Consider the following 14,343-nt stretch of genomic DNA (forward strand, 5'->3'; position numbering starts at 1 on the left):
CATGCTCGTTATAGCGATATGATAAGAATAATATGCAATTAAATTATACAAATATCACCAGATTAGCGGTGTAGATTCCGCACATTACAAAGTGCTTTTATGCTATAGTATACAGCTATATTTTTTTCGATTTTAGTTCAGTTTCCGGAACTAAATTTTTTGCAAGATCAAGACATATAAGCAGATGGAAATTTCTATCTGTAAGAAGGAGTATGCATGAGCGTATCGGAAATCCGACCGATTGCCATTGAGGACGAACTCAAGCATTCATATTTAGATTACGCGATGAGTGTAATCGTATCTCGTGCATTGCCGGATGTGAGAGACGGTCTGAAACCTGTTCACCGTCGTGTGCTTTATGCCATGCACGAATTGGGCAATGACTATAACAAAGCCTACAAGAAATCTGCGCGTGTTGTTGGGGACGTAATCGGTAAATATCACCCTCATGGTGACTCAGCTGTTTATGAAACCATTGTACGTATGGCTCAGGACTTTAGCTTACGTTATTTATTGGTAGATGGTCAGGGTAACTTCGGTTCGATTGATGGTGATAGCGCAGCTGCGATGCGTTATACCGAAGTCCGTATGACCAAGCTTGCACACGAGCTTCTTGCAGATCTAGAAAAAGACACGGTTGACTGGGAAGATAACTACGACGGTTCTGAGCGTATTCCTGAAGTACTTCCGACACGTGTTCCTAACTTGTTAATTAATGGTGCTGCTGGTATTGCCGTAGGTATGGCAACCAACATGGCACCGCATAACATGACAGAAGTTGTGAATGCGTGCTTAGCCTATGCTGACAATCCGAATATCTCGATTGAAGGATTGATGGAATACATTACGGGTCCTGACTTCCCTACAGGCGGTATTATTTACGGTAAATCGGGTATTGTTGATGCCTACCGTACAGGTAAAGGCCGCTTACATATTCGTGGTAAGTACCATTTCGAAGAAGATGAAAAGACAGGCCGTACAACCATCGTCTTTACTGAAATTCCATATCAAGTAAACAAAGCAAGAGTTATTGAACGTATTGCTGAGTTAGTGAAAGAGAAAAAACTTGAAGGTATTTCAGAACTTCGTGATGAGTCTGACAAAGAAGGTATGCGTATTGCAATTGACTTAAAGCGTGGTGAAAACGCTGAAGTCGTTGTAAATAACTTATTCTTAAATACTCAACTTGAGAACTCATTCAGCATCAATATGGTTTGTCTTGATAACGGACAACCAAAATTGATGAATCTGAAAGATATTATTGCGGCATTTATCCGTCACCGCCAAGAAGTTGTGACACGCCGTACCATGTTCGAACTGCGTAAAGCACGTGAACGTGGTCATATCTTAGAAGGCTTAACAGTTGCTTTAGCCAATATCGATGAAATTATCGAGACTATTAAAACTTCTGCTAACCCTGCTGAAGCGCGTGAGCGTTTACTTGCAGGTGAGTGGGCAGGTGGTGGTGTGGTTTCATTGCTTGAAAAAGCTGGTGCAATTTCTGTTCGTCCAGATGAAATCGAAGGTGAAAACCCAGATCGTCCATTTGGTTTAACCGATTCAATTTACCGTTTATCACCAACACAAGTAGGCGCGATTTTAGAATTACGTTTACACCGTTTAACAGGTCTTGAACAAGACAAATTACATGCAGAATATACTGAAATTTTAGGTCAAATCGCTGAACTTACTGCGATTTTGAATGATTTCAATTTATTGATGGCTGTAATTCGCGAAGAGTTAGCACTGGTACTACAACAGTATGGTGATGGACGTCGCACTGAAATTATTGAATCACGTATTGATTTTAGCCGTGAAGATTTAATTCCTGAAGAGCAAGTTGTATTAACGGTTTCACAAACAGGTTATGCAAAAACTCAACCACTTTCAGACTATCAGGCTCAGCGCCGTGGTGGTCGTGGTAAGTCAGCAACTTCAATGAAAGATGATGACTTTATTCAACATCTCATTGTAGCTTCAAACCATGCGACTGTGCTGTGCTTTACCAACGTAGGTAAAGTATATCGTCTTCGTGTGTTTGAAGTGCCTCAAGCATCACGTGGTGCGAAAGGCCGACCGATTGTGAACTTGTTACCTTTAGATGCGAATGAAACAGTAACAGCTATCTTGCCGTTAACTGAGTTCCCAGAAAACCATTACGTATTTATGGCGACAGCATCAGGTACGGTTAAACGTGTTGATTTAGAGCAATTCGCTAATATCCGTTCAAATGGTTTACGTGCAATTGAGCTCAATGAAGAAGATACCTTAATTGGTGTTGCGATTACTGATGGTAATCAGCAAATCATGTTGTTCTCGAACGAAGGTAAGGCAATCCGTTTTGCTGAGACTGACGTACGTGCAATGGGTCGTACTGCGAAAGGTGTTCGTGGTATGCGCGTGAGCTTTGCAAGCAGTACTTTAAGTGAAGAAGATGCAGATGTTGAAAATGATGAATCAGATGACAATGACGATTCAGCAGATTCAAATTTAGTAAGTCGTATCGTATCGCTTGTAGTTGTACCTGAAACAGGTGAAGTACTATGTGCAAGTGCCAACGGTTACGGTAAACGTACTCCTGTAAATGACTTCCCGACCAAGAAACGTGGCGGTAAGGGTGTAATTGCGATTAAGACAAGCGAACGTAACGGTGAGCTTGTTGGTGCAGTGTCTATTGATGAAACCAAAGAATTGTTACTTATTTCTGATGGCGGTACATTAGTTCGTACCCGTGCAGCAGAAGTTGCGATGACTGGTCGTAATGCACAAGGTGTACGCCTAATTCGCTTAAGTGAAGAAGAAACTCTAGTAGGTGTGGTGTCTATTGAAGCTGTCGAAGATGAAGAAGAGTTTCTCGAAGGCGAAGTAGATACTACTGAAACTGATAGCGAAGAAGTTGTATCAAATAATGAAGATGCTTCTGAAGAGTAAGTAAAACTTAAATAAAAAAGGAAGCATAAGCTTCCTTTTTTATTTTATGAAGAAGATTTTTTAACAAGCCGATAATAAGATAAACTCACCAATATTAATCCAAGGGTCCCAAGAAATATCAGTTTTGGTACAACTGTGGCTAATGGAACGCCCATCTGGTTAAGTTGCACAAACATTTGTACCCCATGTGTTGATGGTAAACACCACGCAAACCATTGTAGCCATTCAGGCATTGCTTGATGAGGCCAAGCAGCTCCAGTGAGTAAGAATAAAGGTACAGAGCTAAACACAATAATATGTCCGGCACGTTCCGGCATATCCAAAAGTGATCCGATCAACATACCTAATCCAATCACACAACTAATAAAAATTGGAACGGCAATGAGTAGACCTATAAAATTTCCACCGTGTGGATAGTCATTGAACCACAAGGTAAAACCAAAAAGATAAAAACACCCTAAACAACCAATCGTAAATATACTTGCGAAAACTCCAGCGAGGCGAACAGCTGTAATCTTTTCACGTTGCTCACGATAGCTAGCTATTAACATTGCCGAACCTAGCACAATCGTTTGATGAATAATCAAAGATGCAACAGCCGGAAAAATATAACTTCCATACCCTGAAAGTGGATTAAATAACGGCACTTGATGAATAGAAAGCGCTGGCTGGAAATGAGTGCGTTGTCCGAATTTTTCAATATATTCTTTTAATGTAGCTTCAATCGAGGTTGCTAGACCTAAACCAATTTCTTTAGTTTTTAAAAAGTTGGTTGTGCTTAAGTATAAGCCGATTCCACCTGTTTCTCCTCTGCGCAAGCTTTGAGTTAGGTTGTTGGGTAAAAGTAAAATACCATCGGCTTTTTGTTCACGAACTATTTGTTCTGCTTGTAAGAAATTGCTTGTAACAGTAACAATATGAACATGGGGACTATTTGCACTTTGACCGATTAATTGAGAAGTTAAGAGACTTTGTTCTTCATCAACAATGACAATAGGAATAGATTCTGCACGCTCAGCTTTATAGGCGGTAGGATAAAAAAAGCTGTAAAGAATGACCGATAAAATTAGCGTTGTGAAAACTGAGCTATTACTTACAATGTCTTTAAATGTTTGCCCATAAGCCTTAAAGAATTCTTTCATTGTGTTGCCCCTCGAACTAATTTTTTAAGCAATAGACAACTTAAAAAGAAGTAAATCAGGCAATAACCGATGAGTATTAAAAAAGGAATCATTGAAATGAAAACTGGACTGCCGATCACCCATTGTTCGGTTTGAAGCTTGGCATAAGGAGTATACGGAATAATGAGTGACCAAAACTTGGTGAAAATAGGCGCATTATTTAAAGGTAGCGTAACGCCTGCGAAACTTAAAGAAGACCCACCATATACCGCAATAAAGCCAAAAGTTTTACTTAAATTTTTGGTTGCAAGAATGACGGTGCTACTAATCAAAGCGTAGGCAAAATAAAGTAAAAACTGTGCACATAACAATAAACTAAGAGAACCCGCTACAAACCAGCCACGAATTTCAACCAGCCAAAACATCCATAGCCATGTCCAGAAACAAAAAATAAGGCTATAAAGCAGATTTTTAGCCAGTAAGCCTTGAATAAAACTTTCTCGGTTTACCCATGCTGTTAATGTGCCACGTTTAAGTTCTTGTCCAATAGCAAAGGCAACACAGCAACACAGCAATAAGTGCAATACAGCAGGAACCATGAAAGGTTCTAAATAAAACTCATAGCTCATGCTTGGATTATAAAGCGTTGAGATTTTTACATGAGCTGTAGGAATATCTAAATAGGGAATACTATTTACAAGATAACTTTGACCAGCATAGTCTGCTAAAGCATTGAGGGTACTGACCAGCATTGCTGAAGAAATGGTATTTCCGACACTAAAAAAAGATTGGTTAAATGCAATGCTGATTTGAGCATCTTGTGCTTTCACGAAGCGCTTTTCAGCCCCGTCTGGAATAAAAACATAACCCCATATTTTGGTTTCATTGAGTAGTTGTTCAGCCTCAGCAGAGCTTGCCGTAATTGTTTTAATGTCTACTGTATGATTCAACGAAAGATACTTTTCAATATTACGGCTGAGTTCACTTTGGTCCTGATCAATAATCGCAATTGGTAAGTGTTCAGCTTTACCTGCGTAAAACATGCTGCTAAACATGAAAATGATAAAAGCAGGGATGAGTGTCACCATACACAAATCCCATTTATTGCTTTTTAGATAGTTTAGTTCCCGTAATATACTGGCAAACATGCTTTATTTTTCTTCTTTAATTTTAAATAGAACACTCATGCCAACCTTTAAATCTTTGACAGGACTTTCAGGCACCAGATGTAATTTGAAGCTACGAATATCATAGCCTCCAGTTTGGCGAGTCGTTTTAATGGTGGCGAATTCACCTTCAGCATCAATATTCTTAATTTTAAAATTCACCTTCTGATTAAGAGCTGGAATGAATCCTTCAAGATTTTTATTTTTATAAACAGAGGCGTATTGATTTTCACCTACGTTTAAACTTACCCATAAATCATCATCTTCTAAAATGCTGACAACAGGCACGCCCATAGCGACTAATTCAGAAGGTTTACCATAAGTTTTTGAAACTGTGCCTGAAATAGGTGAGAGTAAACGTGTCTCTTCCTCTAAAGCTTTTGCTTCAGCTACTGCAGCTTGTGCAATTTCAACCTGTGCATCTGCTGTAGATTTTTGTTGGCTGGTACTGCCACGTTTTGCACGGGCATATTGCTGATAAGAGGCTTCACTTAATTCTTGAGCAGAAGTTTGTGCAGCAAGCATTTCATCTCTTCTTTGACGTGAAATGACGCCTTGTCTATATAAATTCTCACCACGTTGGTAAGTAGTTTTGGCAAGGTTTGCTTGTGCTTTCGTACTTTGCCAGTTGGCATAAAGAGTATCGATATTTTCTTGTTGAGAACCTCGATCTACCGTAGATTGAAATGCTAAAGCCGATTGTAAGGTAGCCAAGGCTTGTTGCTTTTTAGCTTCTATTTCAGGGCTAACCAAACGAACAAGGGGCTGGCCTTTGGAAATTTTCTGGCCTTCTTGTACATAAATTTCTTCAATACGACTTGGAACTTTTGTACTTACGTGAATAGTCTCGGCTTCAACTCGGCCTTGAAGTTCAATAGGTTTCGGCTGATAGCTTTTCCACAAACCAAAAATAATTAAACCTAATAGGGCAATAATAATAATTACACCAATAATCAGTTTAATTTTAGAGTTTTTAGGTGGTTTTGAATCATCTTTATTTGTGTTTGATTCTTGATGGTCACTAACTGGATCATCTTTTTGAACTTGGTTGGTTTCTGCCGTATCCGCAACAGGAGAATCTTGTTCTGAATGAGCTGAGTCTTGATTCATTTTATACTCCCATTAACGAATATAGTCGGTATGTGGTTGATTGACATAAGCTTTAAACTGGTCAATGGAGCCATGGCTTTGTAATAGCGTTGCGAGTGACATGACATATTTATAAGCATTTAAAGCCATTTCAGTTTTTAACGCACTTAATGCATTTTGCGCATCAATCACTTGGGTTGCTGTACCCATTCCTTCGCGGAAAGAAAGTTCTTGAATACGTAGGTTTTCTTGAGCAGCATTTACGTTTCTTTGTAAAAGCTGATGACTTTGCTGAGCAGAGTTAAGCTCGTTATATGATTTATTCAAAAGAGCTTCGATCTCTTGTTTAGTTCGTTCAGTCATGAGTTCAGAAGCGTAACGCTTTAATTCAGCGGCATGAATATTCTTATTTTTATCTACACCTGAAAATAGATTGTATTTTGCCATTACACCGACAATCCAGTTTTCATTTTCATCAAGCGCATATTCACCAAATGCAAATAGACTTGGTTTTTTTGCGGCTTGTTGAGCTTGAATATTTACGTTAGCCAGTTGAGTATCCATCTGCATTTTTTGTACAAGGCTAGATTTTTGTGAATAAGTGGTTAAAAGTGATTCTAGAGACTGGCTGGGAGTGTTGTTTACAAATAAAGGTGTACTTAAATCTACATTATTTTGTTGATGTAAAAGGTTATTAAGGCTAAAGCGGCTGGCATTTAAGTTAGCTTGAGTATTTTGTAAAGTACGTTCCGCATTATTACGCGCGACTTCAAATTGCATGCGTTGCCCTTTACTAATAAATCCTTGTTGTTCCAGCTTTAGGGCATTGCTGTAATGTTTTTGCATCGCATTAAAATTAAATAAGCTACTTGCGACCAGTTGCTCCTGTAATTGCACATTAAAGTAACTTTGTACTACTTCAAATCGCTGTATATCTTGTTGTTGTTGGCTTGAAAGTTCAGAGCGCTGTGCTTGTATATTTGCTATTTTTTTAGCGCTACTGGTTAAGCCGCCTGTATAAAGTGGCATAACGACCGAAATAGAAGGGCGTACAACCTGATCTTCGATAGTTAGATTCGCATAATCAGGAAAGCGATTTATACCATCATGTATGGTTTGGTTTGCGCCTTCTTGAACTTGTCCCAGCACATCTGATGGAATGACATTGTTCCACTGTGAAAGTTTATCGTTTAGCCCTTGGCTTAAATCATTCTCAAGTTTTTGTTTAAAAGAACCAAGGGGAACATCTGTTTCACTATGAAAAGCGTAGGCTCTGACATTTAAATCAACTCTAGGTAATCCGAGGCCCTTTACTGCTTCAGCTTCTAATTGAGATGCTTGCTGTAATGCTTGATTGGCTTGAGTGCTATATGAACTTTTCAAAGCTTGTTGTTCTGCTTCAGCATAACTTAAGCTTTCGGCGTATAAGTGATTAGTGAAAAAAAAGCCTAAAGCCAAAGCAAGATGTTTGGGTTTAAATGAAAAGGGAAAAATAGACTGTCTATATCGATGTGTTGGCATTTTAAATAACAATTTTTGGCATCCCTTATAGTTTAAATTTCTTGTTATTAAATTCAATTATCATCTTGTTTATTATACATTTGTATAAAAACATGGTGGTTTTTAGCTCCTTTAATTATTGAATTTACTAAGCCAATATTTTTGTAATAGCTATCAAGGTATGTGAAATGATAATCACAAGTCAAGTTGATCTTTTTGCTTAAAAATTTTTTTAAATGGGGAAGCTGGTCATTAAAACTAAGTAAATAACGACACCAATAATTGAAAAAATAAAGCTAAATACAGTCCAGCATTGAAATATTTACTTGAGAAGCTGCTGCAAGCTTAAGCAATCTGTGGTTAAATGCCATTTTTATTGTGTTTGACTTTATACAAGGGAAAAATCATGCGCGCGTACAATTTCTGTGCTGGTCCTGCTGCATTACCTACTGCCGTTTTAGAAAAAGCTCAACAAGAATTGTTGGATTGGCAGGGTAAAGGTCTATCCATCATGGAAATGAGTCACCGTAGTGCTGACTATGTTGCTGTGGCTGAAAAAGCTGAAGCAGATTTACGCAAGTTAATGAACATTCCAGAAAACTATAAAGTACTGTTTTTGCAAGGCGGTGCGTCATTACAATTTTCTGCTATTCCTTTAAACCTTTTAGGTAAGAACAGTAAAGCCGATTATATTCACACTGGCATCTGGTCTGAAAAAGCGTTAAAAGAAGCGAAACGTTATGGCGATATTAATGTTGTAGAAGCTGGCATTAAAGTAGATGGCAAGTTCGCAATTTCTGAACAAAGCGAATGGAATTTATCTGATGATGCAGCATATGTACATTATGCGGATAATGAAACGATTGGTGGCTTACAGTTCGCAGGAATTCCTGAGGTAAAAGCGCCACTTGTTTGTGACTATTCATCAAGTATTTTATCTGCTCCATTAGATGTCACCAAGTTTGGTTTAATCTATGCTGGTGCACAAAAAAATATTGGTCCTGCTGGTTTAACAATTGTCATTATTCGTGATGACTTACTTGATCAAGCTAAACCAGAAATTCCAAGTATTTTAAAATATGGCGACCAAGCCAAAAATGGTTCTATGGTAAATACACCATCGACTTACGCTTGGTACTTGTCTGGTTTGGTATTTGAATGGTTGCTAGAGCAGGGGGGGGTAGAGGCTATCCATAAAGTTAACCTTGAAAAAGCTCAGTTGTTATATGGTTATATCGACTCAAGCGATTTCTACAATAACCCGATCGCAATTCCAAACCGCTCGATTATGAATGTACCGTTTACCTTGGCAGACGAAGCTTTAGAAAAGCAATTCTTAAAAGAAGCAGAAGCTAATCACTTGTTGAATTTAGCTGGCCACCGTTCTGTCGGCGGTATGCGTGCAAGTATTTATAATGCCGTACCATTAGAAGGCGTACAGGCTTTAATCAACTTTATGGATGATTTTGCAAAGCGTAATGGTTAAGCAAATCAAATAAATAAAGCCCTCAAATGAGGGCTTTATTTATTGAATAAGTTATAAATTAAAAAGGCACTAAACCAAACTGGTGCATGAATATGGCAGCTAAGAACATACCCAAGACAAAAAAGCAAAACGCACCAGTATCGACCTTTACGCGCAGGCTACTGGATTGAATGAGGCTGGTAGTTTGTTCGGGTATAATCTTCATTCAATAACCTAATTATTAAAATATTAGTGAAATTCAATTAGTTTCACCCTTTTTAGCACAAATAGTCGCCTGAATCCAGATATTACCGCGAATATATTCGCCAATATTAAAGTTTTTATACAAATCGTTTTTGGTCGCAATGCGCACTAATATGGCAGGAAGATCATCTTCTAAAACCAAAGTGACATCATAAAGGGTATATTCTGCCCCCATAAATGTCATAGAAGTTTTACCAACAATATTACCTTGGAACCATGCTTCGTCTTCTTGACCAAGATTTTCACCATATAAATAAGCAACCATTTTAGAAAAATCAACGGTTACAGGTTCTTGATCTTCTGGAGTTTTTGGCTGCCATTCATTAATGAGTTCCTGTAAGTTTTCAGGAGCAACACCATTATGTTCAGTTAAAATTGCATTTAATGCACGGTGATGTTTAATAGAAGCGGGGTCATCAACAATGATTTTTTCACCTGCTGGAACAGGTTCTAATTCATAAGCCCATGCATTAAATTGGACTTGATAGTTTTGATTTTTGTCATATTGACAGTAGTTAACACTAAATAAATTATCAAATGCATAAACGGTTGTATTTTTATTTAGTCTTAAACTTAACACGGCTTGTGTAGCAGAGTCACAAGTAATGATGCGTTCAATTTTCGCATTATATTGATATGGACTTTCAAAACTTGGGAAGGCTGTTTTAAGCGCACGAGGTTTTTGATTTTCAACAGCAATAATTTGATTGATCGTAACTTTTTGGTCTTGAGGACCTTGAATGAGCCAAAAAGATGGGTCCATGTCTTCTTCATGTTCACATAAACCCATTGGCATAACAGGTGCATCAAGTGCCAGTCCTAACCATTTTGGTACATCTGTTTCGGGATGGGACGTCAATAGATTCCAATGTTCTCCATGACTACCAAAATTTTGGTCATTTACTTTAATAACTTCTGGACTGTTTTGATTTTTCATAAGCATGATGCTGTTGGGTTCACATTACTTGTTATATTAAATCGAGGGTGTTTGCTATTTTTCAAGTCACCATATGTAAATTCTCTTGTAAAAGCGCATATTTAGTCATTTAAAGGGAAGCGGCGTTTCTATTTGTAAGTTAAAAGTACGTTTAATTTATAAAAAATTTAAATGTTGAAATTAAAAATCAGTTTAATCGTTATTTTTACTCACCTTAGAAAAGCATCTGTTAGACTAATATTTTTAGTGGAAATAGAGAATAACGTGCTGCCATTTAAGCTATGGGTAGACGCAGACGCCTTACCGAAAATTTTACGTGAAGTGATTTTACGCGCATCAGATCGTTATCAATTAGAAGTCATTTTTGTAGCCAATCAGAATGTTGGGATTACACCTTCTGTTCGTATTAAGTCAATACAGGTTTTAAGTGGTGCTGATCAGGCCGATAAAGAAATAGTTGATCGTATGATTGAAAATGACATTGTCATTACGCAAGATATTCCACTGGCAGCTCAAGTGATCGAGAAAGGAGGTGTTGCTATTCATCCACGTGGTGAAGTCTATACAACGGCGAATGTTAAAGCACGTTTACATCTGCGTGATTTTATGGATACGCTTCGTGGTGCGGGTGTGCAAACTGGTGGACCACCGCCTATTTCCGAGCGAGATAAGCGTGAATTTTCAAGTTCATTAGATCAAACAATTTTAAAGCAAAAACGTAAAACAGCTAAGTGAGCATCACATGCCATCGCAAACCAATTTGGCTTTAACTTATGCCTTGTTAGTGTTCATTTGGGCAACCACTCCATTGGCTATTGTTTGGAGTGTGTCTGATTTACATCTGATGTGGGCACTGTTATTACGCTTTTTTATTGCATTGCCTTTGGCAGTAATCATATTACTGATTTTAAGAACACCTTTTCCGACTCATCGACAAGCAGTTCATAGCTACATTGCCGGATCTTTTAGCTTAATTGGCTCCCAAATTTTTACTTATGCCGCAACCCAATATTTAAGTTCAGGCATGATTGCACTTATGTTTGGCTTAGCACCTATTATGGCAGGGCTTATTGGTCGGTTTGCATTTGGCCAGCAACTTTATAAGCTGCAATGGTTGGGTATGGCAATTGCGGTCAGTGGGTTAGCGATTATTTGTTTGAGTGGCGCAAATCAGCATGTGCATCCGTTTGGTATTGTCCTTATGCTGATCAGTGTGTTCGTTTATTCTTTTTCAATTTTCTGGGTTAAAAAAGTTAATGCGCAGATCCAGCCGATGGCTCAGGCAACAGGTTCTATTTTAGTGTCTTCTATTTTTGCTAGTTGTTTTATTCCATTTATTTGGCAATATGCACCGACACATTTACCAGAAGCTAAATCTTTATTTGCCCTAATTTATACGGTACTCATGGCTTCATTAGTCGCCATGTTTTGTTATTTCAAACTTATACAAAATATTCAGCCAACGACTTTATCTTTAACGACAGTAATTACACCAATGTTAGCGATGATGATTGGAGCTGCTTTAAATCATGAACAACTTTCGATTATGGTTTTTGTAGGGGCTTTAATCATCTTGTCTGGACTCTTTTTATATTTCTATAAAGATATTCAGGCAAACCGAAACTTTGCTCAACATATGAAGTCTAAATAGGAGAAGATTTGGGTAATTTGTTGAGCTTATTCATTAAATTGTTCTAATTCGTAGCGAAATGCATGATCAAATTGATCTCCTAACTTAAGTAGTAGAAAATAGCGCAGCAATATAATATTAGGATTGTTAAGGGAAGATCAGAACTTACTGATTTTTAAACCTTAATACAGCATCTAACGATATGGCCAAATAGTAAATGTGAATGTCATTTGACATTGGCATCTGCTATTTCCCATCAATCACCTTGGATTTAGAAGGTATGTTTAAACCAATCTCACTGTATATAGGGTTGAGATATACTCGCGCAAGACGCAGTAATCATTTTATTTCTTTTATTGCATTGGTTTCGATGGTCGGTTTGACACTAGGTGTCGCAGTGTTGATTACGGTACTTTCTGTAATGAACGGTTTCGATCGCGAATTGAAAAACCGTGTTTTGGGAATGGTGCCGCAAGCGACAGTTTCATCTACACAAATCCTCACGGATTGGCCTGAACTGGTAAAACGAGTTGAACATCATCCACATGTAACTGGGGTTGCACCTTTTACCCAATTGCAAGGTATGTTAACCGCGCAAGGGCAAGTCGCTGGTATTATGGTGACGGGTATTGACCCAAAATATGAAAAAAATGTGTCTATCATTCAAAATCATATTGTTGCCGGGAGTCTAGATTCACTTAAAAAAGGTGAGTTTGGTATTGTGCTTGGTAAAGATATGGCTGACTCATTAGGCTTACGTCTAAATGACAGTGTGACATTGGTTTTACCTGAAGCAACACCATCTCCAGCCGGTGTTGTTCCTCGTTTCAAGCGTTTTAAAGTGGTGGGTATTTTTAGTGTAGGCGCTGAAGTCGACTCTATGGTGGGTTATATCGCCCTATATGATGCTTCAACCTTATTACGCTTACCTGATGGTGCTCAAGGTGTTCGTTTAAAACTAGATGATATTTTTGCAGCGCCACAAGTTGCCGATGACTTGGTAAAAAGTTTACCAAGCAATTTCTATGCAACGAACTGGACCTATACGCATGGCAACCTGTTTAATGCCATTCAAATGGAAAAAACACTAGTTGGTTTATTGCTTGTACTTATTATTGTGGTTGCAGCATTTAATATTGTTTCGTCGTTAGTCATGGTTGTGACTGATAAAAAATCAGATATTGCTATTTTACGTACATTAGGCGCATCGCCGTCGATGATCACTAAAATCTTTATGGTGCAAGGCACCGTGATTGGTGTGATTGGAACAGTTGCTGGTACAGTTTTAGGTGTAATTTTAGCTTTAACCATTAGTGATATCATTTCATGGTTTAACAATGTATTGGGCTTAAATCTATTCGATGCTTATTTCGTGCATTACCTTCCTTCTTATTTAAGATGGCAAGATGTGACGATTATCGTGATTGTTTCTTTACTTTTAAGTTTCTTGGCGACTATCTATCCGGCGCTTCGTGCTGCCAAAGTTCAACCTGCCGAGGCACTGCGCTATGAGTAAAATTGTTTTAGAAGCAAAAGAAATATATAAACATTTTGATGACGGTAAATCTAAGATTGAAGTCATTAAAGGTCTTTCTTTACAAGTTGAAGCAGGGCAGTTTGTTTCGATTGTTGGTGCAAGTGGTTCAGGTAAAAGTACTTTGCTTCATGCGTTAGGTGGTCTAGAGCAACCAACGCAAGGACAAGTATTCTTAAATGGTCAGCGTTTTGATAATTTAGGTGAAGCCGAACGTGGTTTTCAACGTAACAAATACCTTGGTTTTGTTTATCAATTCCACCACTTATTACCTGAGTTTTCTGCGCTTGAAAATGTGGCGATGCCTTTAATGCTTCGAGCAGACAGTCAATATAAATCGGTAAAGGCACAAGCTGAATATTTACTAGATCGAGTAGGGTTATCTCACCGTATGGATCATAAACCTGGTGAACTTTCAGGTGGTGAGCGTCAACGTGTTGCTTTGGCGCGTGCTTTAGTCACTAAACCTGCTGTAGTTTTAGCAGATGAGCCAACGGGTAATTTAGACCGTAAAACAGCTGTTGGTATTTTCGAGTTACTGACTGATCTTAAGAAAGAGCTCAATATGGCTATGCTTATTGTGACTCATGATGAGCAGTTGGCTCAGGCAGCAGATTCAATTTTGCATATGGAAGATGGTCTTTGGGTCAACGGTTCTTAAAAAATTGTCATTAAATCACATTGTTAAAGCCCACTCAGTTGGGCT

Annotated in this window: 12 protein-coding genes and 1 pseudogene; 6 read left to right on the top strand and 7 right to left on the bottom strand. The window is 38.2% G+C overall.

The features are described 5' to 3' along the window. The first annotated feature begins 216 nt into the window (after positions 1-216). Positions 217-2,931 (top strand): DNA gyrase subunit A, encoded by a 2,715-nt coding sequence (gene gyrA / locus MKL33_RS00215; RefSeq protein ID WP_270906262.1) that lies wholly within the window; start codon positions 217-219, stop codon positions 2,929-2,931. 44 nt (positions 2,932-2,975) lie between these two features. On the opposite strand, the gene MKL33_RS00220 is transcribed toward gyrA, so the two are convergent. Genes MKL33_RS00220 through MKL33_RS00235 form a run of 4 tightly spaced genes read right to left on the bottom strand, consistent with a single transcriptional unit; the run spans position 2,976 to position 7,828 of the window. Next, positions 2,976-4,073, bottom strand: a complete 1,098-nt coding sequence (locus MKL33_RS00220; protein WP_069035757.1) for an A1S_2622 family ABC transporter permease subunit — start codon at positions 4,071-4,073, stop codon at positions 2,976-2,978. Further along, positions 4,070-5,200: an ABC transporter permease gene (locus MKL33_RS00225; protein WP_270906263.1), complete on the bottom strand. Its 1,131-nt coding sequence runs from the start codon at positions 5,198-5,200 to the stop codon at positions 4,070-4,072. The genes MKL33_RS00220 and MKL33_RS00225 overlap by 4 nt, the downstream gene beginning before the upstream one ends. 3 nt (positions 5,201-5,203) lie before the next feature. Continuing rightward, positions 5,204-6,328, bottom strand: coding sequence for an HlyD family secretion protein (locus MKL33_RS00230; RefSeq protein ID WP_270906264.1), 1,125 nt, complete (start codon positions 6,326-6,328; stop codon positions 5,204-5,206). A gap of 12 nt (positions 6,329-6,340) precedes the next feature. Further along, positions 6,341-7,828 carry a TolC family protein gene (locus MKL33_RS00235; RefSeq protein ID WP_270906265.1) on the bottom strand — a complete coding sequence of 496 codons (1,488 nt, stop codon included), beginning with the start codon at positions 7,826-7,828 and terminating at the stop codon, positions 6,341-6,343. Positions 7,829-8,213: 385 nt separating this feature from the next. On the opposite strand from MKL33_RS00235, the gene serC reads away from it, so the two are divergent. Continuing rightward, entirely contained in the window at positions 8,214-9,293 is a 1,080-nt protein-coding gene (gene serC, locus MKL33_RS00240; RefSeq protein WP_002118825.1) for a 3-phosphoserine/phosphohydroxythreonine transaminase, read from the top strand. Positions 9,294-9,351: 58 nt separating this feature from the next. Here the strand turns inward: serC and MKL33_RS00245 are convergent, their stop codons facing one another. Further along, entirely contained in the window at positions 9,352-9,498 is a 147-nt protein-coding gene (locus MKL33_RS00245) for a hypothetical protein (RefSeq protein ID WP_005038822.1), read from the bottom strand. A 33-nt stretch (positions 9,499-9,531) separates the two neighbouring features. Then, positions 9,532-10,473, bottom strand: coding sequence for a hypothetical protein (locus tag MKL33_RS00250; RefSeq protein WP_068565614.1), 942 nt, complete (start codon positions 10,471-10,473; stop codon positions 9,532-9,534). Positions 10,474-10,719: 246 nt separating this feature from the next. On the opposite strand from MKL33_RS00250, the gene MKL33_RS00255 reads away from it, so the two are divergent. Then, positions 10,720-11,208: a YaiI/YqxD family protein gene (locus MKL33_RS00255; RefSeq protein ID WP_081310814.1), complete on the top strand. Its 489-nt coding sequence runs from the start codon at positions 10,720-10,722 to the stop codon at positions 11,206-11,208. 7 nt (positions 11,209-11,215) lie between these two features. Continuing rightward, on the top strand, positions 11,216-12,124 hold the full coding sequence (locus MKL33_RS00260) for a DMT family transporter (protein ID WP_005307596.1): 909 nt from the start codon (positions 11,216-11,218) through the stop codon (positions 12,122-12,124). Positions 12,125-12,153: 29 nt separating this feature from the next. Here MKL33_RS00260 and MKL33_RS00265 read toward each other — a convergent pair. Beyond that, a pseudogene (locus tag MKL33_RS00265) lies at positions 12,154-12,234 on the bottom strand (PilZ domain-containing protein); the annotation flags it as partial. A gap of 149 nt (positions 12,235-12,383) precedes the next feature. Here MKL33_RS00265 and MKL33_RS00270 point away from each other — a divergent pair. Together MKL33_RS00270 and lolD are read left to right on the top strand one after the other, a co-directional pair. Continuing rightward, positions 12,384-13,619 carry a lipoprotein-releasing ABC transporter permease subunit gene (locus MKL33_RS00270; RefSeq protein WP_004790618.1) on the top strand — a complete coding sequence of 412 codons (1,236 nt, stop codon included), beginning with the start codon at positions 12,384-12,386 and terminating at the stop codon, positions 13,617-13,619. Beyond that, on the top strand, positions 13,612-14,298 hold the full coding sequence (gene lolD, locus MKL33_RS00275) for a lipoprotein-releasing ABC transporter ATP-binding protein LolD (protein WP_270906266.1): 687 nt from the start codon (positions 13,612-13,614) through the stop codon (positions 14,296-14,298). The genes MKL33_RS00270 and lolD overlap by 8 nt, the downstream gene beginning before the upstream one ends. Positions 14,299-14,343 lie beyond the last annotated feature (45 nt).

The organism is Acinetobacter sp. AOR43_HL (genome assembly GCF_027854635.1).
GTDB classification, from domain to species: domain Bacteria; phylum Pseudomonadota; class Gammaproteobacteria; order Pseudomonadales; family Moraxellaceae; genus Acinetobacter; species Acinetobacter pittii.

Excerpts from the sequence above, each read along its gene's own strand:
- MKL33_RS00230 (WP_270906264.1), bottom strand. The coding sequence starts at position 6,328 with ATGAATCAAGACTCAGCTCATTCAGAACAAGATTCTCCTGTTGCGGAT.
- MKL33_RS00235 (WP_270906265.1), bottom strand. The coding sequence starts at position 7,828 with ATGCCAACACATCGATATAGACAGTCTATTTTTCCCTTTTCATTTAAA.
- MKL33_RS00260 (WP_005307596.1), top strand. The coding sequence starts at position 11,216 with ATGCCATCGCAAACCAATTTGGCTTTAACTTATGCCTTGTTAGTGTTC.
- MKL33_RS00270 (WP_004790618.1), top strand. The coding sequence starts at position 12,384 with ATGTTTAAACCAATCTCACTGTATATAGGGTTGAGATATACTCGCGCA.
- lolD (WP_270906266.1), top strand. The coding sequence starts at position 13,612 with ATGAGTAAAATTGTTTTAGAAGCAAAAGAAATATATAAACATTTTGAT.
- serC (WP_002118825.1), top strand. The coding sequence starts at position 8,214 with ATGCGCGCGTACAATTTCTGTGCTGGTCCTGCTGCATTACCTACTGCC.
- gyrA (WP_270906262.1), top strand. The coding sequence starts at position 217 with ATGAGCGTATCGGAAATCCGACCGATTGCCATTGAGGACGAACTCAAG.
- MKL33_RS00250 (WP_068565614.1), bottom strand. The coding sequence starts at position 10,473 with ATGAAAAATCAAAACAGTCCAGAAGTTATTAAAGTAAATGACCAAAAT.
- MKL33_RS00225 (WP_270906263.1), bottom strand. The coding sequence starts at position 5,200 with ATGTTTGCCAGTATATTACGGGAACTAAACTATCTAAAAAGCAATAAA.
- MKL33_RS00220 (WP_069035757.1), bottom strand. The coding sequence starts at position 4,073 with ATGAAAGAATTCTTTAAGGCTTATGGGCAAACATTTAAAGACATTGTA.
- MKL33_RS00245 (WP_005038822.1), bottom strand. The coding sequence starts at position 9,498 with ATGAAGATTATACCCGAACAAACTACCAGCCTCATTCAATCCAGTAGC.